General features: G+C 63.5%; 26 protein-coding genes. 11 read left to right on the top strand and 15 right to left on the bottom strand.

Annotation, left to right across the window (positions count from 1 at the left end; genetic code table 11):
* Positions 1-85 precede the first annotated feature (85 nt).
* From IEX64_RS17870 to lptG, 5 genes are all read left to right on the top strand, one after another.
* A complete protein-coding gene (locus tag IEX64_RS17870) occupies positions 86-1015 on the top strand; it encodes a phasin family protein (RefSeq protein ID WP_188821768.1) in 930 nt (309 codons plus the stop codon).
* A gap of 112 nt (positions 1016-1127) precedes the next feature.
* Positions 1128-1514, top strand: a complete 387-nt coding sequence (clpS, locus tag IEX64_RS17865; RefSeq protein ID WP_229710547.1) for an ATP-dependent Clp protease adapter ClpS — start codon at positions 1128-1130, stop codon at positions 1512-1514.
* An 80-nt stretch (positions 1515-1594) separates the two neighbouring features.
* Positions 1595-1990 carry an MAPEG family protein gene (locus IEX64_RS17860; protein WP_188821766.1) on the top strand — a complete coding sequence of 132 codons (396 nt, stop codon included), beginning with the start codon at positions 1595-1597 and terminating at the stop codon, positions 1988-1990.
* Positions 1991-2061: 71 nt separating this feature from the next.
* On the top strand, positions 2062-3288 hold the full coding sequence (gene lptF, locus IEX64_RS17855; RefSeq protein WP_188821764.1) for an LPS export ABC transporter permease LptF: 1227 nt from the start codon (positions 2062-2064) through the stop codon (positions 3286-3288).
* Position 3289: 1 nt separating this feature from the next.
* Entirely contained in the window at positions 3290-4387 is a 1098-nt protein-coding gene (gene lptG, locus IEX64_RS17850) for an LPS export ABC transporter permease LptG (RefSeq protein WP_188821762.1), read from the top strand.
* A 4-nt stretch (positions 4388-4391) separates the two neighbouring features.
* Here the strand turns inward: lptG and IEX64_RS17845 are convergent, their stop codons facing one another.
* Positions 4392-5495 (bottom strand): fatty acid desaturase family protein, encoded by a 1104-nt coding sequence (locus IEX64_RS17845; protein ID WP_188821760.1) that lies wholly within the window; start codon positions 5493-5495, stop codon positions 4392-4394.
* Between the two features lie 147 nt (positions 5496-5642).
* Between IEX64_RS17845 and IEX64_RS17840 the strand changes: the two genes are divergently transcribed.
* Both IEX64_RS17840 and IEX64_RS17835 read left to right on the top strand, forming a co-directional pair.
* Complete coding sequence (locus IEX64_RS17840; protein WP_188821758.1) at positions 5643-6812, top strand: N-acetyltransferase; 1170 nt, start codon at positions 5643-5645, stop codon at positions 6810-6812.
* Between the two features lie 93 nt (positions 6813-6905).
* The gene (locus tag IEX64_RS17835; protein ID WP_188821756.1) at positions 6906-7844 is read left to right on the top strand and encodes an HpcH/HpaI aldolase/citrate lyase family protein; all 939 of its coding nucleotides are present in this window, start codon (positions 6906-6908) and stop codon (positions 7842-7844) included.
* Here the strand turns inward: IEX64_RS17835 and IEX64_RS17830 are convergent.
* Complete coding sequence (locus tag IEX64_RS17830; protein WP_188821754.1) at positions 7825-8130, bottom strand: hypothetical protein; 306 nt, start codon at positions 8128-8130, stop codon at positions 7825-7827. The two genes, IEX64_RS17835 and IEX64_RS17830, sit on opposite strands and share 20 nt — an antisense overlap.
* A complete protein-coding gene (gene lipB, locus IEX64_RS17825; protein WP_188821752.1) occupies positions 8131-8859 on the bottom strand; it encodes a lipoyl(octanoyl) transferase LipB in 729 nt (242 codons plus the stop codon).
* A gap of 80 nt (positions 8860-8939) precedes the next feature.
* On the opposite strand from lipB, the gene IEX64_RS17820 reads away from it, so the two are divergent.
* Positions 8940-9782, top strand: coding sequence for a lipoyltransferase (locus tag IEX64_RS17820; RefSeq protein ID WP_188821750.1), 843 nt, complete (start codon positions 8940-8942; stop codon positions 9780-9782).
* 26 nt (positions 9783-9808) lie between these two features.
* Here the strand turns inward: IEX64_RS17820 and IEX64_RS17815 are convergent, their stop codons facing one another.
* The 4 genes from IEX64_RS17815 to IEX64_RS17800 form a co-directional block, all read right to left on the bottom strand.
* A complete protein-coding gene (locus tag IEX64_RS17815; protein WP_188821748.1) occupies positions 9809-10462 on the bottom strand; it encodes a class I SAM-dependent methyltransferase in 654 nt (217 codons plus the stop codon).
* Positions 10463-10575: 113 nt separating this feature from the next.
* The gene (gene arsC / locus IEX64_RS17810; protein WP_188821746.1) at positions 10576-10920 is read right to left on the bottom strand and encodes an arsenate reductase (glutaredoxin); all 345 of its coding nucleotides are present in this window, start codon (positions 10918-10920) and stop codon (positions 10576-10578) included.
* Positions 10921-10930: 10 nt separating this feature from the next.
* The gene (locus IEX64_RS17805) at positions 10931-11515 is read right to left on the bottom strand and encodes a (2Fe-2S)-binding protein (RefSeq protein ID WP_188821744.1); all 585 of its coding nucleotides are present in this window, start codon (positions 11513-11515) and stop codon (positions 10931-10933) included.
* Positions 11516-11557: 42 nt separating this feature from the next.
* Complete coding sequence (locus IEX64_RS17800; RefSeq protein WP_229710546.1) at positions 11558-13582, bottom strand: TonB-dependent receptor; 2025 nt, start codon at positions 13580-13582, stop codon at positions 11558-11560.
* A 264-nt stretch (positions 13583-13846) separates the two neighbouring features.
* Between IEX64_RS17800 and IEX64_RS17795 the strand changes: the two genes are divergently transcribed.
* The gene (locus IEX64_RS17795) at positions 13847-16288 is read left to right on the top strand and encodes a TonB-dependent receptor (protein WP_188821740.1); all 2442 of its coding nucleotides are present in this window, start codon (positions 13847-13849) and stop codon (positions 16286-16288) included.
* Between the two features lie 84 nt (positions 16289-16372).
* Here the strand turns inward: IEX64_RS17795 and IEX64_RS17790 are convergent, their stop codons facing one another.
* Complete coding sequence (locus IEX64_RS17790; RefSeq protein WP_188821738.1) at positions 16373-17380, bottom strand: alcohol dehydrogenase catalytic domain-containing protein; 1008 nt, start codon at positions 17378-17380, stop codon at positions 16373-16375.
* Positions 17381-17387: 7 nt separating this feature from the next.
* Positions 17388-18083: a fumarylacetoacetate hydrolase family protein gene (locus IEX64_RS17785; RefSeq protein ID WP_188821736.1), complete on the bottom strand. Its 696-nt coding sequence runs from the start codon at positions 18081-18083 to the stop codon at positions 17388-17390.
* 122 nt (positions 18084-18205) lie between these two features.
* Here IEX64_RS17785 and IEX64_RS17780 point away from each other — a divergent pair, with 122 nt between their 5' ends.
* Positions 18206-18766 (top strand): YqgE/AlgH family protein, encoded by a 561-nt coding sequence (locus IEX64_RS17780; protein ID WP_373290164.1) that lies wholly within the window; start codon positions 18206-18208, stop codon positions 18764-18766.
* Positions 18767-18770: 4 nt separating this feature from the next.
* On the opposite strand, the gene IEX64_RS17775 is transcribed toward IEX64_RS17780, so the two are convergent.
* The 5 genes from IEX64_RS17775 to IEX64_RS17755 form a co-directional block, all read right to left on the bottom strand.
* Positions 18771-19058 (bottom strand): putative quinol monooxygenase, encoded by a 288-nt coding sequence (locus IEX64_RS17775; RefSeq protein ID WP_188821734.1) that lies wholly within the window; start codon positions 19056-19058, stop codon positions 18771-18773.
* A 4-nt stretch (positions 19059-19062) separates the two neighbouring features.
* Positions 19063-20028 (bottom strand): TauD/TfdA dioxygenase family protein, encoded by a 966-nt coding sequence (locus IEX64_RS17770; protein WP_188821732.1) that lies wholly within the window; start codon positions 20026-20028, stop codon positions 19063-19065.
* A gap of 39 nt (positions 20029-20067) precedes the next feature.
* Complete coding sequence (locus IEX64_RS17765) at positions 20068-20958, bottom strand: SDR family NAD(P)-dependent oxidoreductase (protein ID WP_188821729.1); 891 nt, start codon at positions 20956-20958, stop codon at positions 20068-20070.
* 100 nt (positions 20959-21058) lie between these two features.
* A complete protein-coding gene (locus tag IEX64_RS17760) occupies positions 21059-22135 on the bottom strand; it encodes an LLM class flavin-dependent oxidoreductase (RefSeq protein WP_188821727.1) in 1077 nt (358 codons plus the stop codon).
* A gap of 43 nt (positions 22136-22178) precedes the next feature.
* Positions 22179-23063 carry a TauD/TfdA dioxygenase family protein gene (locus IEX64_RS17755; protein WP_188821725.1) on the bottom strand — a complete coding sequence of 295 codons (885 nt, stop codon included), beginning with the start codon at positions 23061-23063 and terminating at the stop codon, positions 22179-22181.
* Between the two features lie 222 nt (positions 23064-23285).
* Between IEX64_RS17755 and IEX64_RS17750 the strand changes: the two genes are divergently transcribed.
* Positions 23286-24047 carry a TetR/AcrR family transcriptional regulator gene (locus IEX64_RS17750; RefSeq protein ID WP_229710545.1) on the top strand — a complete coding sequence of 254 codons (762 nt, stop codon included), beginning with the start codon at positions 23286-23288 and terminating at the stop codon, positions 24045-24047.
* A 3-nt stretch (positions 24048-24050) separates the two neighbouring features.
* On the opposite strand, the gene IEX64_RS17745 is transcribed toward IEX64_RS17750, so the two are convergent.
* A complete protein-coding gene (locus IEX64_RS17745; RefSeq protein ID WP_188821723.1) occupies positions 24051-25202 on the bottom strand; it encodes an NADH:flavin oxidoreductase in 1152 nt (383 codons plus the stop codon).
* Between the last annotated feature and the right edge of the window lie 5 nt (positions 25203-25207).

Below are 25207 nucleotides of genomic sequence, written 5' to 3'. Positions count from 1 at the left end.
ACGATGAGACGAATCGCTTTGGTTCGTACCGGCGCTGATGTGCGTCGAATTATGTTTTATGCCACTCGATTGCTGGGATTGTCTAATGGCCGACAATGAAGACCCGAAAGACGTAGCTTCAGCCGACAAGGCCTATCAGGCCGCTGTCGAGGCAACGCCTATCAAGTCGAAGGATGGCGCAGACGAGGCCAAGGCTAAGACAGAGCCTGAGTCCAAAGCTGCACCTGTCGAGGCGGCAGAGCCCAAGGCAGCAGAGGCCACGCCGGCCCCTGCGGCTGCGAAGGCAAAGCCCGCGGCGCGCAAGCCTGCGGCCAAGCCGAAGCCTGCGGCAAAGACTGCATCGAAGCCTGCCGCCAAATCGGCGGCAAAGGTCAAGCCGGCCGCGACGGCGAAGCCGGCAAAGAAAAGTGTTCCGGTGAAGGCTGCGGCGCCCACACCGGCTGTCAAGGTTGCCGGGACGAAGGGGAAGGCGGACACGTCTGTCAAAGGTCCCAAGGCAGCCACCCCAAAGGCGGCAAAGACCGCCTCCAAGCCCGCGTTCGCAGATTTTTTCACCAATTTCATGCTCGAGGATACGACAATGGACATGAGCGCTAATTTCACCGGTTTCCAGGATGCGATGACTGAAGCCCAGGCCAAGGCCAAGGACGTTTTTGAAAAGAGCACCAAGGCGTTCGGCGAAGCCGGCGATTTCGCCAAGGGCAACGTCGAGGCGGCAATGGAATCGAGCAAGATTCTCGCCGAAGGCATGCAGTCGCTCGGCTCGGAAATCGTCACCGAAAGCCGCAGCGCTTTCGAAACCATGAGCGGCGACATCAAGGAACTCGCTTCGGCCAAGTCGCCGACCGATTTCTTCAAGATCCAGGGCGACATGATGCGCAAGAGCTTCGACAGCGCCGTGGCCTACGGTTCGAAGAACAGCGAAGCCATGCTCAAGCTCGCCAGCGACGTGATGGCGCCGATTTCGGGCCGCGTCAGCATTGCCATGGAAAAGGCGCGTTCGGCCTCGCTTTGAGGTCGAAAGCCTGACCGGCCGGGCTCGAATGCCTGACCGAACCTGCTGCAAATCGATATTCTCGTCCGGGGCATCTTGAAGAAAGGTGCCCCGGTACGATATTCTGAACCCTATGATTTCCTCTATCGCCGATTCCGAGCGCTCGCGCCCATGGCCCGTGCATGCCGGGGATGACAACGATTCGGACAAGGACACGGGCGGCGACGAGCAGGTCGGTATCGCCACGAAGACGCGTGCGAAGCCGAAGAAACCCAGCCAGTTCAAAGTCCTGATGCTGAACGACGACTACACTCCGATGGAATTCGTGGTGCTGGTCCTCAAGCGCTTTTTTCACATGGACATGGAACAGGCGACCCGCGTGATGCTTCATGTTCATCAGAAGGGCGTCGGCGTCTGCGGTATTTTTCCTTATGAAATCGCGGAGACCAAGGTGAACCAGGTGATGGATTTCGCCCGGCAGAACCAGCATCCGCTGCAGTGCACCCTCGAAAAGGCCTGATTTCCGCAGGCATCTGACGCTTGTTTGCCGTGGCTTCGGAGCTGCGGGCTTTGTCGGTTCAGGATAAGGGGAACGGTGCCATGTCTCAGGAAATTCTCGTCTTGGCGTGGGGCGCTGTCCTCCTGATCGTCCAGATATTTCTGGCCGGTCACCTCAAGACCAAGCAGTACGGGGCGGACTGGAACATCGGCGCGCGCGACGAGCCGATGCCGCCGCTGGAGCCCGTGCCCGCACGCGCAAAGCGGGCGCAGGACAACATGATGGAGACCTTTCCGGTCGCCATCGTTGCCATGCTCGGCGTCGCGGTGGCCGGACGATCGAGCGACACCACCGTTGTCGGTGCCTGGCTGTGGCTGGCGATGCGTGTCGCCTACGTCCCGGTCTACCTGCTCGGAATCAAGGGTTTGCGCACGATCATCTTTCTGGTGAGCCTGATCGGGCTGCTCATGGTGCTGGTGCCGATGCTGGGGGGCTGAGACCCCTTTCGCAGGTGCCGGGATGCGGTTAAGGCAGACTTTGCCCAGTTCCAGAGTAGTCGCCGAGACACGTGAAATTCTTCACCGCCCTTGATCGTTATATCTTCCGGCTCGTGCTGATGCCGATGCTCGCGATCTTTCTGCTCGCCGCGTCGCTGCTGGTTCTGGACAAGATGTTGCGCCTGTTCGACTTCGTGGCGACCGAAGGCGGGCCGGTCGGCGTCGTCTTCAAGATGCTCGGCAACATGCTGCCCGAATATGCCAGCCTCGCCATTCCGCTGGGGCTGATGCTCGGTATCCTGCTGGCCTTCCGCAAGCTGGCCACGAGCAGTGAGCTCGACGTAATGCGCGCTGTCGGGCTGAGTTATACCCGCATGCTGCGCGTGCCCTACCTGATCACGCTGGTGATGGTGGCGATCAATTTCGCCAATGTCGGTTATCTGCAGCCGCTTGCGCGCTACGCCTACGAACAGCTCAATTACGAACTGAAGTCCGGCGCGCTGGGTGCATCGATCAAGGTCGGTGAGTTCACCTCGCTCAAGGACCGCATCGCGCTGCGCATCGATGAAAGCCAGGACGATGGCCGGCGGCTGATGGGCATTTTCGCCCGTGTCGCCAACAGCAAGGGGCAGGTGCTCTCGATCTCGGCCCGCGAAGGCCGTTTCCTTGCGTTGAAGGGATCGCCCGACACCATCATCCTGCGGCTGGAGCAGGGCCAGATCATCCAGGACGAACCTGGGCAGGATTCGCGTGTGCTGGCCTTTACCCGGCACGACCTGCCCATCGACCTTCCCGAGATCGAGAAGTTCCGCCAGCGCGGCGGCGCGGCGCGCGAGTATCTGCTGCCCGAACTCATGAAACTTGGCTGGAACGACAACCAGCCCCAGGAAGGCCGCGTGTCGAGCCAGGCGAATTTCAGCTATCGCATGGTCGAAGTGGTGATGATGCTGCTGCTGCCGTTGCTGGCAGTGGCGCTGGCTATCCCGCCCAAACGGTCGACGTCGGCGCTGGGCCTGTTCGTTTCGATCGTGATGATTGTCGCCTACCACAAGGTCAATCAGTACGCGAACGACGTGGCCTCGCTTGGCCGCATCAATCCGATCCTGGGGCTTTGGGGGCCCTTCATCGTGTTCGCGGCGATCATCCTGTGGATGTACTGGCGGGTGGCCTATGTGCCGGGCGGGCAGGCGATCGGATGGCTGGAGAAGGCGGCAGACAGTATTTCCAAGCGGTTCAAGTCGCTGCTGCGCCGCCAGCGCCGTGGCCCCATGCTGCCCAAACCGGCGGACCATTCCTGACATGCAGCTCGAATTCTTTCCCTCGCGCACCCTGACGTTCTATCTCGCGCGCCTGTTCATCACCCGCATTCTGGCCGTGCTGCTGATGCTGGTGATGGTGCTGCAGGTGCTCGACCTGCTGGGTGAGAGTGGCGACATCCTTGCCTATTCGGGCAACGGGCAGATGCAGCTGCTCTATTACGTTTCACTGCGCGTGCCGCAACTCGTCGCCCGCTTCCTGCCCTATTCGGTGCTGCTGGCGACGATCATCACGCTCGCCACGCTCAATCAGAACAGCGAAGTCATCTCGATGAAGGCCGCGGGACTTTCGGCGCATCAGGTGCTGGCGCCGCTGATGCTCGCGGCCTTCGCGATCTCCTCCATCAGTTTCGCTTTCAACGAGCGGGTGGTCACGCGCGCCACAGCGGCGCTCGATGCCTGGCATGCCGTCGACTATGGCCCGCTTCCCAGGGATTCCGGCGTACGAAGTAATCTCTACCTGTCCGACGGGCGCGACCTGATGATGGCCAAGACGCTGACAGGTACGGGCGCGGACATGGTGATGACGGGCGTCACCTTCTATCGGCGCGATGCCAACGACATGATCGTCGAGCAGCTGCGCAGCCCGCGGGCGACTTACGCCAATCCCGGCTGGACGCTGGAAAACCCGGTCCGGTTCGAAGTGGAGGGCACGAGGACGACTGAGATACCCTCGGCCACGGTTGCTCCGGGCATCACGCCGAGCAAGGTCACGCTGTCAAAGGTCGATGCGGATTCGGAGAACATCTTCAAGCTGGCCGGGTCGATCAAGGCCATGAAGGTGGCCGGGCAACGCACCAGCACGCTCGAAGCGGCCTGGTGGCACAAGATTTCCGGCCCGCTGTCCTCAACGCTGATGCCGCTGCTCGGAGCGGTCGCCGCTTTCGGTCTCGCGCGTTCGGGGCAGCTGCTCATCCGTGCCGTGATCGGCATGGCGCTGGGCTTTGCCTACTTCGTGTTCGACAATGCGGCGCTGGCGATGGGCAACTTCGGCGGCTACCCGCCGCTCGTTGCGGCATGGGCACCCTTCGTGCTGTTCGCCCTGATCGGCGAGACGGTGCTGGTCAGGACCGAGGAATAGCCCCTCAGCGCGCGCGCATCGTGCTGCCCGCCAATCGCCGGAGAAGCGGCGCAAGGCCCTTGTAGCTGGCGCGGGCGTAAGTCGTGTCTTCGCCGAGATGGGCCGAGAGACGCCGGTGGCACTCGTTGAGCGAGTGATAGGGCATCGACGGCAGCAGGTGGTGCAGTGCGTGATAACGCAGGCCCACAGGCGCCCACAGCGGTGAAAACAGCGCGGGCGGCGGGACGTTGACCGAATCGAGATACTGCGCGGTGACCGTCATCGCCTCACCGTCGTTTTCCCACAGGTGCGCGACGAGCGTCCGGACCTGATTGAGGAAAGCCGTGAACGAGACGACGCACAGCGCGATGAGCAACGGGCGCCAGCCATAGAGGTAGCTCGCGGTCAGCACGCTGATCGCCCAGACCGAACAGCCCAGTTCCTGCCAGAAGACCATACGGGCAAATTCACCCTCCGGCCGGCGGCGGCGGTATTGCGGGTTGATCGAAAGCGCCGAGGCACGCTCCCAGACGAGCTGGCGCAGCGGCGGGATCGCCACGCCGAGTGGCACCAACACGGCCGACCGGATGAGCAGGGCAATCGGCAAGAGGATCGCGGTGAGGGCGAAGACGGGCAGGCTCCACGGCTTCATCAGCGCGAGCGGCATGTACTCCGGGTCCTCGATCGTGCCGTAACGCGTACGGGCATGGTGCTGCGTATGCACGCCCTCGTACATGAACGAGGGGATCAGCATCGGAATGCCGACGAGCAGGTTCCAGGCGAACCGGAACCCGGGCAGCGCCTCCTTGTGGATGTGCGTCAGCTCATGGATGAACAGCAGCGCCCGATAGAGCGCGAGCGAGGCCAGCAGACCGCAGGCGACGGCAGCGAAGGTGTTGTCGAGCAGGATCGCGCCGGCCAGCGCAGCATAGCCCAGCGCAGCGGAAGCCAGCATGTCCGGCCAGTAGATTGCCGGGCGCGCCGTCGAGATGTCGCGCGTCAGCTCGACCGCCGCGCGCAGCATCTCCTTGTCGTCGGGGATCTGCGAGTGCCACGTTCCGGCCACCTTTCCAGAGGCGTCGGGCTTCGGGGAAGGCCGGGGCTCTTGCGCTAGGTCCTGGGCAATCATGCTTTCAAATTCCAAAAAACGTCCGGGTACGGCAACGCCCGGGGCAGGGGTGTGGAAATGGTACGTCCGCTCTTGCTTGACAAGATGCGGTATGGCGCCGCACTTCGCGTTTCCAAGCGCCCCATAATATCGAACAAAGGCAGCATCGTGGCCAACTCCGAACTAGTCATCACGCCCGTTTCCAGCAAGGCCGACCGCGCCGCTTTCGTGGACTGCGCATACCGGCTCAATGCGGCAGATCAAAACTGGGTGCCCAACCTGCGTTCGGAAGAGATCTCCAAGTTCACACCCGGTAAGAACCCCTTTTTCGAACATGCCCGCTGCCAGCTGTTTCTGGCCCGGCGGGGTGGTGGTCGGATCGTCGGCCGCATATCGGCGCATATCGATGAACTGGCGCTGAAACAGCCTGCCGAGCAGGGCATGGGGCCCGGTACCGGCAATTGGGGCGCTATCGAGGCGGAAGACGAGGAAACGGCCAAGGCGCTGATCAGCACGGCGGAAGCGTGGCTGCGCGAGCAGGGCATGACGCGCGTTCTGGCGCCGATGAACCTTTCCGTCTGGGAAGAGCCAGGTCTTCAAGTCTATGGCCACGATCATCCGCCGATGGTGATGATGGCGCATCACAACGCCGCCTATCAGGCCTGGATCGAAGGCGCAGGCTACGACCGCGTGAAGACGCTGCGGACCTACGATCTGGACGTGACCAGGGAATATCCGCCGCTTATCCAGCGTATCATCACGTCAGGCGAGAAGAACGCGAAGATCCGGATTCGCAACGCCGAGTTGAAGCATTTCGACCGTGATGCCGCGATCATCTGCGACATTCTCAACGATGCCTGGGCGGAAAACTGGGGCTTTGTACCTTTCACCGACGAGGAAATCGCGTACGTCGGCAAGGCCCTGAAGCCGCTGGTCCATCCCGAACTGATTCGCATTGCCGAATACGAAGGCGAGCCGGTCGCTTTCATGATGACGCTGCCCGATCTCAACAAGCCGCAAATGCGGCTCAACGGGCGGAACGGGAAGCCGTCGATCTTCGGGCTGCTCAAATTGTTGTTGTGGCTGCGCAAGCCGCGCAATGCCGACATGCGCGTGCCGTTGATGGGCGTGCGCAAGAAGCTGCAGTCGTCGCGGCTCGCCAGCCAGCTCGCTTTTATGATGATCGAGTACATCCGCCGTGCAGCGACGGCCAAGTTCGGCGCGAAGCGAGGCGAGATCGGCTGGGTGCTCGAGGACAATCAGGGCATGGTCGCGATTGCCGATGCCATTGAGAGCAAGGTGAACCGCGAATACGCGATCTACGACAAGGCGCTTTAGGAAATCCGGGAGCCCGGCCGATATCTCCAGACTTTCTTAACGTCCGGTCGCTAGCTTTCCGGCACGTAGTGAAGAAGGCAAGGCGGGCTGGCGATGAAATTCCGCTCCTGGCTGATCGTACCCGGTAATAACGAGGACGCACTTGGCTCTGCCTTCGGCAGCGGTGCCGATGCCGTGGTGGTCGATCTCGAAGATAGCGTTCCGTACGAGAGCAAGGCGCAGGCCCGGGCGCTCGGCGCCGAATGGCTGGCCGTGCACCGCACCAACCTTCTTGAACACCGGCAGATGAGCCGCTGGGTGCGTATCAATTCGCTCGATTCCGGTCATGCGCAAAGCGATCTCGCGGCGGTGATGCCCGCGGCGCCCGATGGGATCATCCTGCCCAAATCGGCCGGTCCGGAAGCCGTCCGGCACCTTGCCAGCGACATCTATGAACTGGAGCAGCGCCACCGCCTTCCTGCCAATTCGACGCGGATCATGCCTGTTGTCGGAGAAACCCCGATTTCCGCACTGCGGATCGCCGATTATCTCGGAACGGCGCACCAGCGCCTGTGCGCGCTGAGCTGGAACGCCAACGGTCTTGCCGCCGCGCTCGGCGCCATAGGTGCGACGCGCGAAGACGGATCGTGGACCGATAGCTGCGGGTTCGTGCGGGCGCAGACGCTGCTGACGGCACATGCCGCGACAATCGTCGCCATCGATGCGCCCTTGTCCGATCCGGAAGACATGGCCGGACTGGTCCGCGCCGCCAATCAGGCGCGCCGCGACGGGTTTGCCGGCATGTTCGCTACCGACGCATCACAAGTGGCGACCATCAAAGAGGCCTTCACGCCCAGCGATGACGAAGTGGAGGATGCACGGGCCATAATGGCGGCCTTCGAAAGCATGCCGCATGCCTCGTCCCTGCCGTTTGGAGGCCGAACGGTGGATCGTTCGCATCTGGCCATGGCAGAAAGGACGCTGGAACTGGCGGCCTATGAGACGGACGCCGGCCATGGGCGCACCGGCGGCGCTATTCTGCGTCCGGCGTAGCTGCTGCTTCGCTGTCTTCCTGCGGCTCGGGCGCGGCTTCTTCTGTAGCAGCCTCTTCCTCCTGCGCGGTGGCAGGCTTCGTCACGTCTCCGCTGCCGCCTTCCTCGGGATTTGCGAGCGGAGCTTGCGAACGCACGGTATCGTAGGGCGGCATGTCGTCGCTGACCGAACGCGGGAGGATCTCGCCCCCGGCGGCATCAGCCTGTTCCGGCGCCTTGTCCTTCTTGCAGCCCGCGAGCGCCAGAACGGCGGCCATCGCGACGGGAAGGGCGGTATGGGCTTTCATTCAGGCGGTCTCCGGAGGAGAGGGTTGAGGGCACGGACGTTCCAGCGAAGCGAGGAAGCCGTCCGCACGTGCGAGCAGCGCCTTGTCCCAGGTCGCGAAATCGATCTCGCGGCCCAGGCGATCGAGGCTTGTCACGCCGAACTCCTCGATACCGCAAGGAACGATGCCCGCAAAGTGCGACAGGTCCGGCCGGATGTTCACGGCGAAGCCGTGCATCGTCACCCACTTGCGGATGCGCACGCCGATGGCGCCGATCTTGGCTTCCTGTCCATCGACGTCGGTGGTCCAGATACCGATGCGGCCATCACGCCGGAAGCTCTCCACGCCGAAGTCGCGCAAGGTGTCGATCACCCAGCCTTCCAGGCCATGGACGAAACCACGCGCGTCGCGGGCGCGCTTCTTGAGGTCGAGCAGCACGTAGCACACCCGTTGACCGGGGCCGTGATAGGTATAGCGCCCGCCCCGCCCGGCTTCGACGACTTCGAAGCGCGGATCGAGCAGTTCGGCCGAAGCGGCGCTGGTGCCGGCGGTATAGACCGGCGGATGCTCGAGCAGCCAGATCAGTTCCCGCGCTTCGCCCGCGGCAATAGCGGCATTGCGTGCGACCATCTCATCCAGCGCCTCGCGATAGGGTACGGGGCTTGGCGAGATACGCAGTTCGATATCGCCGGGCAGCGTCTGCTCGCTGGCTTCCTGCAATTCACTGGATTGTTTCGCGGGAATCGTCATGGCGCGTTGCGTGGCGTCATTCCCTGCGGTTATCAAGTGCCTTTAGACAGCCTGCGCGTCAGGACGATCGGGAGTTTGTGATGAAGTTCGACAGTAACGGGGCCTGGCTCGATGCGATGGCAGCCGTTCGCGCCAACCGGCAGGTCCTGCTTGCGGTTGCCGGCGTGTTCTTCCTGCTGCCGACCCTGCTGTCGACGGTGTTCCTCACCGATGTGCAGACGCAGATCCTCGAAGCCATGAACAAGCCCGAGACGGTGGAAAGCATCTTTTCCGCCAATCTGGGGCTCTTCCTGATCTTCGGCCTTGGCGGCATGCTGGTTCAGGTGATCGGATACCTGACGGTCATGACGCTGCTCAGCGATCGCGGACGGCCCACGGTGGGCGAAGCGATCGTCGTCGCCCTGCGCGCACTGCCCACGATGATCGGCATATTCGTGCTGACAATGGCGGCAACGCTTCTGGCGTCGATGGTCTTCGGGTTGGTGCTGGGCGGCCTGTTCGGCATCATTCTGGGCACTAGCGTGGCATCGGCAATCGTCGCCGTGGCCCTGATCATCGCGGTGGTCTATGCCTCGATCAAGCTTTCGTTGGTCGTCCCCGTCGTCGTCAACGAAGGGCTAAGGAACCCTGTCGCGGCGATGGTCCGTTCATGGCAGCTGACGCGCCACAACAGCCTGCGGCTCTTCGGCTTCTTCGTGCTGCTGACGATCGGCTATATCGCTGTCGCCTTCATGACGACGGTCGTGCTGGTCGGGCCAGTGGCGCTGATTCTCGGGCAGGGAGACGCGTTGACGTTCTACACCGGCGTGATTTCAGGTGTGATCAGCGCGGTAACCAGCGTGATCTTCATCGCCGTACTGGCCTTCACGCATAGGCAGTTGGCCGGCCCGTCGCCGGAGACGATCTCGGAAACCTTCGAATAAGGGAGAGAGTTGAGGCGCCGCGCTGCTCAGGCAGCGGCGGCGTCTTCGTTCTCTTCGTCTTTCCAGCCCCACCACATGAAGCACGGCGGCACGTTCAGCGGCTCCAGACCGTTGTCGATGCGCTTGAAGTGCTTGGCCATGTAAGAGCGGGCCTTGGGGGTGAACTGGTAGACGAGGAAAGCGCCGCCCTTGCGGATCACCCGATGCGTGGCCGCGGCGATGGCCGGACCGACGCCATCGGGCAGCGTCGAAAACGGCAGGCCGGACAGCACGTAGTCGGCCTTTTCATGGCCGTGCGCGCGCACGATATCCTCGACGTCCGCAGCTGAACCGTGAACCGCCACGAAGCGGCTGTCCTTGATGGTGCGGCGCAGATACTCGATGAACTGCGGGTTCGTGTCGATCACCAGCAGCATGCCGTCACGGCGCATGCGGTTGAGCACGGGGCGGCAGAACGTGCCGACACCCGGGCCGTATTCGACGAAAAGCTTGCAGTTGTCCCAGTCCACGCGCGACAGCATGCGATTGATGGTGAAGCGCGAGGACGGTACGATCGAGCCAACCATCACCGGGTTGCGCAGGAAGCCCTCGAAGAAGACGCCCCAAGGTCCCAACCCTTGCTTAATCTTCCGCTTGATCCTCTGGGGCAGCGCCTCTCGGGCAAGCTCTGTACTATTCATGCTGGCGGAAGCTCTCGCACTGTTACCGGGTAACGAATGAGCAGTGCGGTGGCAGATTAGCTTCCGCATTGCAAGGTGGGTGGGACAGGCTGTCCGTATAAACTATCGGACTGTCACAGAATTTCCTGAACCTTATCTTGCGGCCGGCAGAGCCGCGCGCCCTTGTCGGTCTCCACGAGGGGGCGTTCGATGAGAATCGGTTCGGCGGCCATCGCGGCGAGAACGGTGGCGTCGTCTGCTTCCGGCAGCCCGCGATCGGCGGCATCGGTGCCCTTCATGCGCAGGCCCTGCTGCGGGGTGATGCCGGCATCCTTGTAGAGTTGCGCGAGCTTCTCGGCGCTCGGCGGCGTCTTGAGATACTCGACGACTTCCACGTCCACGCCGGGGGTTTCTTCGAGGATGGCCAGCGTCTTGCGCGAGGTGCCGCACTTCGGATTGTGCCAGATCGTGGCTTTCATGATCGTCTCCTTATTGTCCTGTGGGGGCGGGCTCTGGGGCCGGCGCCGGTGAAGGCTGCGTTGCCGGGGCAAGGGCCGGGACGGCTTTCGCCGCGTCCTCGCGGGTGATACCGGGGGCAGGGGCGGCGCTGATCGTGTCCTCGCGGCGCTGCACGGCGCCTGCGCGCTGGATCGCGCGGACCAGCCGGGGATAGACGCCGCAGCGGCAGAGGTTGGGAATGGCTTCGAGGATCTGCGTCTCGCCAGGATTGGAATTGCGCGCCAGCAAGGCGGCGGCACTGATGGCGATGCCCGGCGTACAGAAGCCGCACTGGATAGCTTGCTCGGCGACAAGCGCCTGCTGCACCGGATGCGAGCGGTCGCGCGAAAGCCCTTCGATTGTGACGACGAAGCGGCCTTCGCATTCGGCCAGGGTGATGAGGCAGGATCGCAGCGCGGTGCCGTCCACCATGACCATGCAGGCACCGCAGTCGCCGACGCCGCAGCCGAACTTCGTTCCCGTCAGATTGGCAGCGTCGCGCAGCGCCCAGAGCAGGGGCGTCTGCGGGTCCATATCGAATTCGACCGGGCGGTCGTTGACGGTAAGGCGCGACATTGCCCGGTTCTTAGGCCTTCGTTTCGCGAACTGCCAGAGGGCTTATAGACCGACCTGAATGCCGGCCCAGAGGGTGCGCGGCAGGCCGTAGTCCATCGAGCCGGCCTGATTGCGCGTCACAATAGTTTCGTCGGTCAGGTTCTCCCCGCGCAGGATCAGCGAGAAGGTGCCGCCGAGCGGTACAAGCGCATAGGCATCGAGCGTGGTTACTGCGGGCAGGACGTCGGTTTCCTGATCGTCTTCGTACTGCTTGCCGACATGACGCACCGTGGCGGCGAGCCGCCAGCCCGGACGCGGAGCCCAGGCGAGGGTCGCGCTGGCGGCGAGCTTGGGCACCTGCGGCGGGCGCTTGCCGTCGAGCGCGGCCTGCGTGCCGCTCGCGTCCATCTTCGAGTCGGTCCAGGCCAGCGAACCGTTGAAACTCACTTCCCCCAGCGAGGCATTGGCCGAGGCTTCCAGTCCGCGTGCGCGGATGGCATCGACATTCTGGCGCTGGCGCAGGTTCGTATCGAGCGTGACGTTGGCCACCGCGTCCTTCAGCTTGTTGTCGAAGGCGGTAAGCGAAAGCGAGACGGCGTCCGAAGGATGGACTTCGATCCCGGCCTCGTAGCCGCGCAGCCGCTCGGGTTTCAACGCGGCATTGGCCTGGGTCACCACAGGGAAGACCACGAAGGGGCGGTAGAGTTCATTGAGCGTCGGCAGGCGAATGCCGGTGTACGCGGCAGCGCGCAGCGACAGCAGATTGCTGGCATTCCAGACCACACCGCTCCTGGCGTTTACGCTCCAGTCCGAGCGGTCGGCGAAAGTCGTGTTTTCGGCCACGGCGCCGGTTGCGTCGAGTTCGCGATAGAAACCGTTGCGGATGGTCCAGCGGTCGGCGCGGACACCGGCAGTAAGGACGAACGATCCCATGGTCCAGTCGTCCTCGGCATAGAGACCGAAGTCGGACTGGTCGCCCCCGGCGCGGCGGAAGGCGGTCGGCTGGCCGCTCACCGTGGAGTAGGGCAATTCGACCAGATGTCCCTCGGTTACGCGCAGATCGGCGCCGAGCCGCAGGACGTGCGCATCCCCCACGGGTGGGCGCACTTCGGCCTTGCCTCCGACAGCCAGCGTCGGCGTCTTCGCCTGATCGAGCACCTTCTTGAAGCGGGACGAGCTTATGACGACGTTCGAGAAGTTCTGCGCCTGCGCATACCCCAGAATGTCGAACTGCCAATCGCCGCGCCCCACTAGGCGCAGGCTGGCCTGCTGGCCCGAACTAGAGGAGTCGGCGCCTTCGAAGCGCAGCGTGCGGTTATCGTCGTAGGCGAGGCCCGATGCCTGAACCTCGACGGTATCGGTTAGCGGCGCGACGGCGCGCAGGGCCGTCGACCAGCTATCGTACGCTGCCCGGGCTGAAGCCGGGACGCGCTCGTCGCGCGGCGTCGTCCAGAAGCCCTTGCCCCTGTCCCACTGCACGCTGGCCATCACGAACCCGTCACCGAGGCGCGGCGCGGTGGTGGCCGAAACCTGGGTCTCGCCGCGCTGGCCCACCAGTGCCGAGGCCTGCAGCGAGCCGATCTCGTCGGGGCCGGCGCTCGTAAGGTCGATGGTTCCGGAAACCGCGCCGGTCCCGAAAGCGCCCATGCCGCCGCCGCGCGTCACGCGGATGGATGACAGCCGCTGGGGATTGAGGGCCGAAAGCGGAATGTGGCCGAAGAAGGGGTTCCCCACCGGTACGCCGTCGAGCAGGACGAGGGCGCGGCTTGATGCATTGCCGCCTAGAGCGCGCAAGGTCACGCCTTGGGCCGTCGGGTTCGAGGAGCGGCTGTCGGAACGCCGGAATTGCTGGAAGCCCGCAACCGAAGTCAGGACATCCTCGATCCGGCCCGAAGCGCTCGAAGTGATCTGTTCGCGGTCGAGCACCGTCACGTCGTAGGCCGGCTCGGCCGGACCTTCTGCCAGCCCGTGCCCGGTAACGACAATCGCTTCCGCATCGGCGCTTTCGTCGGCCACAGCCGGCGAAGCGAGGAGGCAGGAAAGAAGGGCAAAGGTGGAGACGGGAAGGGCGGAAACCGAGCGCGACATTCTCATCGCGCCTCCATAAGCAACCGCTCAAACCATACAAGCGCCAGATTTTGTAACATCCGGGCGGATTGCGCCACTGAACATGATGAACATATGTTCAGTAAGAATGATACACGTGTTGATATTCGTGCGAAAGAAAATTAGAAAAGTCGCGGGAAGAGGATCAAAGACCAAAGAACCAGTGCATGGATGGGCATCCTCCTCCCGGCGCCACGTGAAGCTTTCCGCCTCGCGTGGGCCTGAGAAACATGGAGGAGGGAAGTGATGAAGGCATCGAAGGCATGGCTGTGCGCCTGCACCGCACTGGCAGTTGTACTGCCCGCGGCACCCGCGCTGGCGCAGAACGCATCGACAGATGAGAGGGCAGGGCAAAACGACGTCTACGGGGGCGACATCATCGTGACGGCGCGCCGCCGTGTGGAAACGGCGCAGGACACGCCGGTGCCCATGACCGTGCTCAGCGACACCCTGCTCGATCGCTACGGTGTGACCGGCATCGATTCGATTGCCCAGTTCACGCCGGGCCTGCTCACGGGCGAGTCCTCCGGCGCTATGGGCGGGTCGATCTCGCTGCGCGGCATCGGTTCGGGTGAATCGATGGCGTTCATCGACCAGGCCGTTTCGGTCAACGTCGACGGCGTGCCGATTTCGAGCGCGCAGATCCTGCGTGCCGCGCAGATGGATCTTCAGCAGATCGAGATCCTGCGCGGCCCGCAGTCGCTGTTCTTCGGCAAGAACAGCCCCGGCGGCATTATCTCGATCATTACGGCGGACCCGGGCGACACCTCCGAGTTGATGGTGCGCACCGGCTATGAGTTCAAGGCGCGCGACAAGTACGTCGACATCACCGCCTCCGCGCCGCTGACCGACAGTATCGGCGTACGCCTCGCCACGCACTGGTCAAAGCAGAAGGGCTATATCCGGCTGGTCACTCCCAATGCGCCGGGCACCAGTTCGCCGCCGCCCGGGGTAATTCCCACCGAGCTGCACCGCTTCCCCAAGCAGGACGAGATCTTCGTGCGCGGAACGGTGGCCATCGATCCGACCGAGAGGCTCAAGATCCGGCTCAAGGGGACGTACACCGACACCGAGATCGTTGGCGGCTCCTCGTTCTTCTCGGACATCGTGGCCTGCCCTTACGGCTCGGCGCAGCGCCCGTATGAGGATGCCAGCAACTGCGAAAACGACGGCACGGTCTATACTTCGCAGCTCGATCCATCGTTCCTGGCGCTCAGCCCCTTGTTCTACGGGCCCTACGGTGGCCGCGTGAACAAGCAGTATCTGGTCAGCGGCCAGATCGACTGGGACATGACCGATGCGCTGACGTTGACCAGTGTCTCGGGGTACTACGGCGTCCGGGAAGCGCTGACGTCCAACGGCGGCTATGGTCCGACGAGCAACAACGGCTTTGCCGTGCGCTTCACCAACGACCAGTATTCGCAGGAACTGCGGCTTGCCTCCGACTTCGGCGGCATGTTCGATTTCGTGCTCGGCGGCTTCTACGAGGATCGCAAGCTCTACACGCTGACCTTCATCGCGGTGCCGGTCATCAACTTCCCGCTGCCTACCGAATCCACCAACCAGAATCAGAAGTCGACCTCTGCCTTCGGTCAGCTCCTGTTCAATCCCACCGATCAAATTCAGATCACGGCGGGCGGGCGCTACACGCACGAAACAAAGAAGCTGCTCGATTTCACCGTCACACCCTATGGCGGCACGCCCTTCGATGTGACGACCGATCCGCGCTATCCATCGACGAAGCTGACCTTCAACGACTTCTCGCCCGAGCTGACGATCAACTACAAGCCGAGTGACGACGTCATGCTCTTCGCCTCCTACAAGGAGGGCTTCAAGTCGGGCGGCTTCGACGCCGGGTTCACCAATGGTGCCATCGCCGCCGATCCCACACGCGGGCAGAGCTTCGATCCCGAGGAAGTGAGCGGGTTCGAAGTGGGCCTGAAGTCGCGGTTTGCCGACCGGCAGGTTACGTTCAACCTCACCGGCTACTGGTACGATTATTCGGGCCTGCAGGTTTCGGTGTTCGATACGACCAGCCGCGCTTTCCGTCTGCAGAATGCGGCCAAGGCGCGGATCCGCGGCATCGAAATGGAAACGAGCTTCAGCCCCTTCGCCGTGCCCGGGCTGAGCCTGCATGCGGCGGCGGCTTTCAACGATTCCAAGTTCCGCGACTATCTGGCCGATTGCTACGCGGGCCAGACCGTCTCGCTCGGCTGCAACCAGCAGTACGACGCAGTGCTGATGCGCTATACGGCGCAGGACCTTTCGGGACGGCGTCTGCGCAAGGCGCCGGTCTTTACCGGACAGCTTGGCGGCTACTACGAGTTCGGCCTTGGCGAGTCGCTGATGATGAGCCTGTCGGCCGATGCCAGCTATTCGAGCAAGTACAACGTCGGCACGCAATTGCAGCCGCTCGCCGTTCAGGATGCCTTTGCCAAGCTCGATGCGACGTTCCGCCTGTTCACGCCGGACCGGAAGTGGGAGCTGGCGGTGATCGGGCGCAACCTCACCAACAAGCGTAACCTGATCAACGGCATCGACCGTACCGGCACAGGCGGTGCCAAGGGTACGGACGGAGTGAGTTGCACCTCCATCGGCACGCCTACAGGCTGCGTCCCGCTGGCGGATATCATCGGGACACCGGCAATGCCGCGCACAGTCGCGATCCAGTTGACCTACAACTACTGACCGGGACGGAATCCGGACCGTCCTCCGGCGGCTTCGGAGCACCGGCTCTCCCCCGCCAAGGAGGGCCGGTGTCTGTTCTGGGGCTCAGCCCGGCAGGCTGACGTGGACCTTGGTGTCCTCGTTCGGACCGCGCAATTCGGCCATCACTGCCGGCAGTGCGTCGAGGGGGACGGTGCGCGTCAGGATCGTGGCCGGATCGACGTGCCCCTTGTCGAATTCGTCGGCGATGTAGCGGAATTCCTCCGGCGTATAGCCGACGAGGAACTGCACGGTGACGCACTTGTACGAGGCCATCGCCGGCAGCACCGGGTCGGGATGCGTGCAGAAGCCCAGCGAGATGACCCGGCCATAGGGCCGTGCATGGAGCACGGCCTTGTCGAGCATGCCTTCCACGCCAACAGCCTCGATCACCACATCGGGAAGACCACCCAGCGCATCCATCGCTTCGGCCATTTCATCGTCGCCGAAGGTGACGAAAGCATCGGCGCCCATCTGCAGGCACAAGTCGCGGCGGCGGTTGGACCGGGAGGCGGCAACGATCCGGCGCGCGCCCATGCGCCGGGCCCAGTAGATGGCATAGAGCGCCACTGTCCCGCCACCGAGCACCAGCACGGTTTCGCCCTTTGCCAGTCCCGACCTGCGCATACTGTAGAGGCCGACAGCCAGCGGCTCGATCAGCGCGCCGTCGCTCACCGACAGGGTCTCCGGCAGCGGGAAGGCCACCGCTTCGGGAATGGCGACATATTCGGAAAATCCGCCTAGCGCGGCATGCGGGCTGGCGCAGATGATCGGATTGTCGCCGGCGTCGCAGGCGGGACAGTGTCCGCAGCCGAGGGCCGGTATCACCGCTGCACGGGCGCCCACTTTCAGTCGCTCCACGCCCTTGCCGAGCGCGACGACCTCTCCGGCATATTCGTGGCCGAACTGGCCGGGCGCGTAGTCCCAGGTCTGGCCTTTGGTCATCGAGACGTCGGTTCCGCAGATGCCGCAGCGTTCGACACGCAGCAGCACTTCGCCGGGGCCCGGTTCGGGATCGGCCAGCGTTTCGATGGTGATCGGTTTGCCGCCGCCCGGATAGATCGCTGCCCGCATCGTGGGGTTACTCCGCCGGGCCGATGGTCAGGCGAACCGGCTCCAGGCCTTCGACCGCACCTTCCAGTTCGTCACCGGGCGCGACTGCCCCAACGCCCGCTGGCGTACCCGTATAAATGAGATCGCCGGGCGTGAGGTGATACATGCGCGAGAGATCGGCGATCAGCTCGGGCAGCGACCAGATCAGTTCGGCCAGGGTCGCGTTCTGCTTGAGGGTGCCGTTCTGGGAGAGGGTGATGCGCTGTTTGGCAACGGTCCCGAAATCGGCCGCAGGCGTGATCGCCGCCATGACGGCGGCGTTTTCGAAGTCCTTGCCGGTATCCCAGGGGCAGCTCTTGTCCTTGGCGATGTTCTGGAGATCGCGCCGGGTCATATCGAGGCCGCTGGCATAGCCGAACACCAGCTCCATGGCGTCGTCCGTTGAGACGCGAAAGCCGGAAGCGCCGATCGCGACGACCAGTTCCATCTCGTAGTGGCAATTGCTGGTGCCGGGAGGATAAGGGATCGTCGCGCCGCTTGGACACACCGCAGCCGATGCCTTCGTGAACCAGATCGGTGCCTCGCGGTCGACCGCGCTGCCCATCTCGCGGGCGTGGGCCTCGTAATTGCGGCCCACGCAGAAGATGCGCCGTACCGGGAAGCGGGCCTCCGTGCCGAGGACAGGAATGCTGGGCGTTTCGGGAAGCTCGAAAAGCAGGCTCACGGGTCGGTCTCTCCTTTGGTCGCACCCTGCATAGGAGGCCCTGCCGCGTGGGAAAAGTGCCCTGTCCCGTTGAGCGGTAACATCGCCTTGTGCTTGCCGCGCGAGCGCCTACATTCGGTAGGGTGACAGCGGAGCAATACCTTTCCGGACGAATCCTGCTGGCCATGCCCGGCATGTTCGATCCGCGCTTCGAGCGCTCGGTCAATGTCATGTGCGTGCACGACGAGCATGGCGCGCTCGGCATTGGCATCGGCCATGTCCGCGAAGGCGTGACCTTCCACGAAGTCCTTGAAGAGCTGGAAATCGATCCTGGCGTCGCGCCCGATTGTCCGGTCATGCACGGCGGTCCGGTCGAGCCGGGGCGCGGTTTCATCCTGCATTCGACCGATTGGGGCGGGGCCGACACTGTCGAGGTGCAACCGCTCTGTGCGCTTTCCGCATCGATGGATGTGCTGCGCGCCATTGCCGAAGGACGAGGGCCGCGCCACTGGCTGATGGCGCTAGGCTATGCCGGTTGGGGCGCCGGGCAGCTCGAAGGCGAAATGCGCCATCACGGCTGGTATGCCGCCGAAGGGCATCCCGAGATCCTGTTCGACACGCCGGTGGAAGCCCGCTGGATGGCGACCTGGCGGGCTGAGGGTATCGATCCCGCGCTGCTTTCCACTGAAACCGGGCAGGCCTGAGCGATCAGGCCACCTTGTCGTGGATGCGGATGTCGATGTCCGCGATCATCGGCATGAGCCCAGCCAGCGATTGCTGCAGGCTTTCGCTGCCGATGTGCTGGTCCATGGCGTCCTGATCGGCATAGGCTTCGATCACCCGGTAGGTGTCCGCCTCATCGCGGCTCCTGGCGGCATGGTAGAAGAGAATGCCCGGGTTTGCCTCGCGCACCCGCGGCATGATCTCCGTCACTGCCGTTTCGTAATCGGCCGCGCGCCCCGGGTTCAGGCGCACGGTCGCCACTACCAGGATCACGCGATCAGTACGTGCGCTCGAGGATCTTGTTGTCGTTCGAGGCGCCCCCCTCGAAGTAGCCGAGACCGTAGTCGCCCTTGATCGTCGTGCGCTGCATCCGGCGCTGGTACTGCGGATGATGGCCGCTCACCGCGTGGAGCACTCGCCAGTTGTCCCAGATCAGCATGTCGGTCGGCTTCCAGTGATGCCAGTAGGACAGCTCCTTGGCGCGGTCGAAGATGTCATGGCTGACGGCATCGAGCAGGGCATTGCCTTCGGGAGTCTCGTCGTTCTCGATCCCCTCGGCCATCCATGGCGAGACGTGGAGCACCTTTTCGCCCGTGTCGCGGGTCCAGACTGCCGGATGGACCGAGCGGGGCACGTCCTTGGCCGCTTCCATCACCGAATCCGCCGTGGGGTTCTCGGCGATGCAGCGGTAGTCGTCGGGCGCGCCGAAGTGGAAGTCCTTCATGATCACGTTCATGCGATAGAGGATGTTGTGCCCCTCGATCTTCTCGCGCAGCTCGGGCGAGATCGCATCGTAGAGCTCGATTCCGTCGACGAAGCCCGTCAGCCCGTCCTCGGGCGGAATGTCGATGGCGCGCAGCACGCCGGCGCGGTTCAGCTCGTTGTTGTAGGCATGGTCGAAGTGCCAGGGCAGCCACTGCGTGACTTCTTGGCCGTCGACATGGATGCGACCTTCGGGCCAGGGCGGACAGGTCATGTCTATGACGCCGGGCATCGCGTCCTGATCGACGCGGGGGACCGCCTTGCTCGGGTGATCCTTGAGCGGGCCGAAGATATCGGAGAGGGCGATCTGCATCTTGCCCGAGGGCTCGACATCTTCGAACACGATCATGCCGTGACGTTCGAACAGGTCGTTGACCTGCTGGCGCACTTCGGGATCGTTGGTCTGTTCGCGCGTGATGCCGCTAATGCGGACGCCGAAATTACGTCCTTCGATCAGCGGGCGGACATTGAGCTTCGCCATGGTCTCTCTCCTCAAACTTGCGGGCCGGTTGGGGCCTCGTCAGGTCGTCACCAGCCTTGCACCTTCGGGATTGGCTTCCGGAGTGCCGTGCTGGGCATGCCAGTCGTCTGCCGCATCATAACATGCCTCGACAATTCCCGAATAGGTACGCCTGAACTCGGCGCGCTGCTCGGGATGATCGAAGACGAACTGTCGATTGTTCCGGACGGCATCGAGCACCATCGGCGCCACCGCGTCCGGGGAATAGAAGGCCATCGACTTCGCGTTGGTCGAGGCATCGCTGACGTGCAGTTCCGCTTCGCCCGGGCCGCCGAAACGCGCCGGGCGATAGCGGGCGTTGTTATCTTTCATACCCGTGGCAACGCCGCCCGGACAGTAGCTGGTGGTGAATATGTTGTGCTCGGCCAGTTCGAGGCCGAGGTTCATCATCAGTCCGATGATCCCGGCCTTGGCGGCGGAGTAGGGGGCGTGCACGGGAATCCAGCCCGGCAGCAGCCCGGCCATCGAAGCGGTGGCGCAGACATGGCCGCCCTTCGCCGCGATCATGTCGGGCAGGAAGGCGCGTGTGGTGTTCATCACGCCGTGCAGATTGACCTGCAGGATCCAGTCTACATCGTAGTCGCTCATTTCCATCAGCGGTTCAAACGACGTCGCGCCCGCATTGGCGAAGAGTAGGGTCACCGGTCCGAACGTCTCGTGTACGGCGTTCTTCATGGCGTCGATCGAGCCGCGTTCGCAGACGTCGCAGGTCACAGCCATGGCCTCGCCGCCGGCGTCGCGAATGGCGGCGGCGACCTTTTCCGCGTTCTCGGGAATGATGTCGGCCACGGCGACTTTCGCGCCCTGACGTGCCAGCTCCTTTGCCATTCCCATGCCGATGCCGTTGCCGCCTCCGGTAACGACGGCGGTGCGTCCTGTGATGTCAGTCATTCTCTACCCTTCTCCCGGTTCTTGCACATCGATCCCGGATGCGTGCGGCACCCGGGATCGTATCATGGCTTTGCCTTTTGCCCCGCAGGGCATGGCAAGCTTATGCCATGACAGGCTCCTCCTCCTTGAGTTTCGGCATGACCTTGTCGGCAAAGGTCTTCATCTGCTCGTACACATCCTCGTAAGGCATGCCGCCGAACGAGAAATTGGCGATAATCTCGTAGTCGCCCACCATCGCCTTGCGCTGCAGGTGCTTCTCGTAAAGCTCCTCGGGCGTGCCGATGAGGTTTCCGCCGATGTAGTCCTTGTAGGCGTTGTGCGCACCGCCGCGGGCCTCGGCTGCCTCGCCCATGTAGGCGTAGGTGGCATAGCTCGGCAGCGACTTGAAGTGGTCCGACATGAACTCATAGTGGTTCGCGACCTGCAGGAACTGCGCGGCGAAGTACTTGTCGGTATATTCGGTTACCTTGTCCTTGTCGTCGAAGCAGACCATGAAGTCCGAGATGACGAAGGGCGGTGCGGCCTTGCCGTGCTTCGCTTTGAAGGTGTCGCGGTAGTTGTTGATCTCCGGCAGCGCCTTGGACCAGTCGCCCTGGCTGAAGCGCAGGGCCTTCAGGCCGTAGTCCGCCGCCACTTCGGCGGAAGACGGCGACATGGAGACCATGACCGCGCGATCGCGGCTCCAGCCTTCGGGGCGCGGTCGGATTTCGGTTTCGGGAATCTGGAACCACTTGCCGTCTGCCTTGACGACCCCGGTCTCCAGACCGTCGAGGATGATCATCGCGGCTTCGTCGAAGATCTCGCGGCTGTCGGCCAGATCGCGTCCGAAGGACTTGAACTCGCGGCGGGCGGCGCCGCGGCCCATGCCCAGGACGGCGCGGCCTTCGCTCAGGCTGTCGAGCATGGCCATCTTCTCGACCACGCGCAGCGGATCGTTCCACGGCAGGATGATCGCGGCAGGCATCAGCTTGATGGTCTTGGTCTTCGCCGCTACGTAGCTCAGCGCCTGAACCGGGTCGGGGCAGGCCGCGTAGTCGGTGAAGTGATGCTCCACGCATGCCGCGAAATCGAAGCCCATGGCTTCCGCCTCGACCATCAATTGCGTTTCGCGCCGGAAGAACTCCATGTCGCTTTCGCCGCGAAGGTTCTGGTATCCCAGGTGTACGCCTACCTTCATCGATCTCTCTCCTTGAACTTCGGTTTGTCTCGTTGGGGCAGCTTCAGGCCGCTGCTTCCGCCATCTCGCCCGGTGCCGTCACCGGTTCCTCGCCGTTGAGTGTGCAGCGGTGGAATTCGCGTTTGCTGCCCGCCTCGAAGGGCATGGCGCGGTGCATGGCGCCGGTGTTGTCCCAGATCGCTAGGTCGCCCAGTTGCCACTTGTGGCGATAGACGTACTTTTCCTGCGTCGCGTGGATCATCAGCCGTTGCAGCAGGTCGTGGCTCTCGGCCGGGTGCATGCCTTCGACGTAGGCGCCCGAGGTGCTCAGGACGAGCGACTTGCGGCCCGACTTGTGCTGCCAGACGAGCGGATGCGAGCGTTGGGGGTAGCTGCACCAGAGGGCGAATTCCTCGGGCGTGCAGTCGCGCTTTGCGGGGAACAGCGCTGCCTGCATCGTGTGCACGACGCGCAGCGTTTCAAGCCAGGACTGCTCTTCGTCCGGCAGGTCTTCATAGGCCGCATACGTGCTGGTGAACATCGTGTCGCCGCCGTGTTCGGAAAGGCGATAGGGGGTGAACAGCGTCGCGAAGGGCGGCACTTCCTCGTAGGTGCCGTCCATGTGCCAGAGATGATTTCCGAACAGGAAGCGCGCGTAGTCCGGGTTCACTTTCGGATCGAGGCTGACCTTGAGGATGCCTTCGTCGCCTTCGTTGAGCGTCTTGCCGTCCGCGCCGCGCTTCACGCCGCCGATGCGCAGGTCTCCCAGGGTGCGCGCGACGGTCCGCAGTTCTGCATCGTTGAGGTGCAGGCTGCGCACGACGATCGCACCGCGATCAACCAGCAGCTTGCGGATTTCGCCGGAAAGATCGCCGCTCAGCAGTGCGGCCTTGTCCAGCTTGAGTTCCGATCCGATCCTGGGTGTCAAATCGACGGATGGTATCGCCATGTGTCTCCACTCCCGGGCAGGTGGCGGGATCTTCTGTCCGCTCTCACCTGATTGTTACCTATGACGTTTCAATAACACTGATTCGATGCGTCGTCACGAGGGTATTTTGCACTTTAAGCGTATTTTGAAACCTTATGCGTTTTATATTGATTTGCCGCAGGTGCGAGGACGCGATAGGGTGACACGACTGGGGGATGCCCGGCAAACAAGAAGGACGTGCGAGTGGCGGAAATCGAGCCGGCCGGAATGCCGAAGGTAAAGAGGAAGCCTGGGCGTCCGTCGCTTAGCAATGAGGAACTGCTCGACAAGGCGCTGGATCTGTTTCTCGAAAAGGGCTTCGCAGGGACGAGCATAGACGCCATCTGCGCGGCGGCCGGGATGGCCAAGCGGACCGTCTATTCGCGCTATGGCGACAAGGAGGCGCTGTTCAAGGCCGCGCTCAGCCGCGCGATCGACGAATGGATCGTGCCGATTGACCGTTTGCGCGAGCAGGAGGGCGAGGATTTCGAAGCCAGCCTGATGCGCATCGGCGAAATCCTCGTCAGCAATGTGTTGGGGCCCGCCGGTCTTCGGCTCTTGCGCCTCACGAATTCCGAGTCCGTCACGATGCCGGAAATCTCGCTCGAAAACGTGCGGCGCGGCACCGAGCCGACACTGCAGTATCTCGCGGACCTGTTCCGGCGCCGGCTCGGCAACAACAAGGGCGATTTCCCGGAGGCAGAGAATGCGGCGCAGGCTTTCCTCAGCATCGTCGTCGGCGGCACTGCAAGCAATGCTGCCTGGGGCATGCGCATGGAAATGGCATCCGTGGAACGCCATACGCGCTATTGCGTGCGGCTGTTTCTGCACGGCCTGCTGGCTGAAACCGCACAGCCGGCCGAGAGCGAGGCAGGGCAGCTCCACAGCCTCCTGCGCGACGCCGAAGACCGCCTCTGCGAGGCCCGCGCGCGCATCGAGGAGGCGACCCGCCTCGTACGCGACTGACAGCTATTCGGTAACGTGCGCCATCAATGCTTCGTCCAGCGCCTTGGGTGAAAACGGCTTGAGGGCGTCCATCCGGCCCGCCTGAACCAGTTTCGGCCAGTCGGGCTCGGCAATCATCGAGCGACCGACCGCGACGAGATCGAAATCGCCACGGTCGAAGCGGCGCATCAGGTCGTCCAGCCGGGGCAGGTCGAGCCCCGAGGTCTTGCCTTCGCCAAGGTTCGAGAAGAAGTCGCTGTCGAGACCGATGGAGCCAATCGTACAGGTGGGAACGCCTGTCACCTTCTTGACCCATCCGGCAAGGTTGAGATCCGAGCCATCATCGAAGGCCGGTTCCCAAAAACGGCGCTGCGAGCAATCGATCAGATCGACGCCTGCTTCCACCACGAGGCTCAGCAGTTCTTCCAGTTCCTGCGGCGTTTCAGCCAGCCGCGCGGTATAATCGACCATCTTCCATTGCGAGAGCCGCAGGATCAGCGGCATGCCGGGCTCCAGCTCGGCGCGGCATGCGCGGATCACTTCTGCCACGAATTGCCCGCGCGCGCGGGCGGAGCCGCCATAGCGGTCGGTCCGGCGGTTGAGGGCCTTCCACAGGAACTGGTCGATCAGATAGCCATGCGCGCCGTGCAGCTCGATCCCGTCGAAGCCAAGCTCCACGGCCTTGCGCGTACCGCGGGCATAGGCGGCGATGACATCGTCGATCTCGGCCTGTGTCATGCCCTCGCAGACCTTGCTTTCCGGATCGATGTAACCCGAGGGGCTCACCTGCCCGAGTTCGGGCCTGTAGGCCAGAGGGCCCCCGGTCAGGACGTCCGGGCCTTTGTAGATCAGCCCGACGTGCCACAGTTCCGGCACGCAGATGCCGCCTTTCGCATGCACCTTGGCTGCGACGTTGCGCCATCCTGCAAAGGCGTCCTCGCCATGGAAGCGACCGAGCAGCGGGTTGTCGCCGGACGAGGGGTGATCGATGTAGACGCCCTCGGTGATCACCAGGCTCGCGCCGCCTTGGGCGCGGCGGGCATAGTAATCGGCAGCTTCCTCGCCCGGTACGCCGCCTTCGCAGACCTGCAGGCCCATGGGCGGGAAGACGATGCGGTTGGGCAGGGTGAACTTGCCAAGCTCGAACGGCGTGAACAGGGGGCTGAAATCGGTCAAGGACG

The organism is Novosphingobium indicum (genome assembly GCF_014645195.1).
Taxonomy (GTDB): domain Bacteria; phylum Pseudomonadota; class Alphaproteobacteria; order Sphingomonadales; family Sphingomonadaceae; genus Novosphingobium; species Novosphingobium indicum.
Note: the sequence above shows the minus strand (reverse complement) of the source record. Positions and strands in the feature narration are given on the sequence as shown.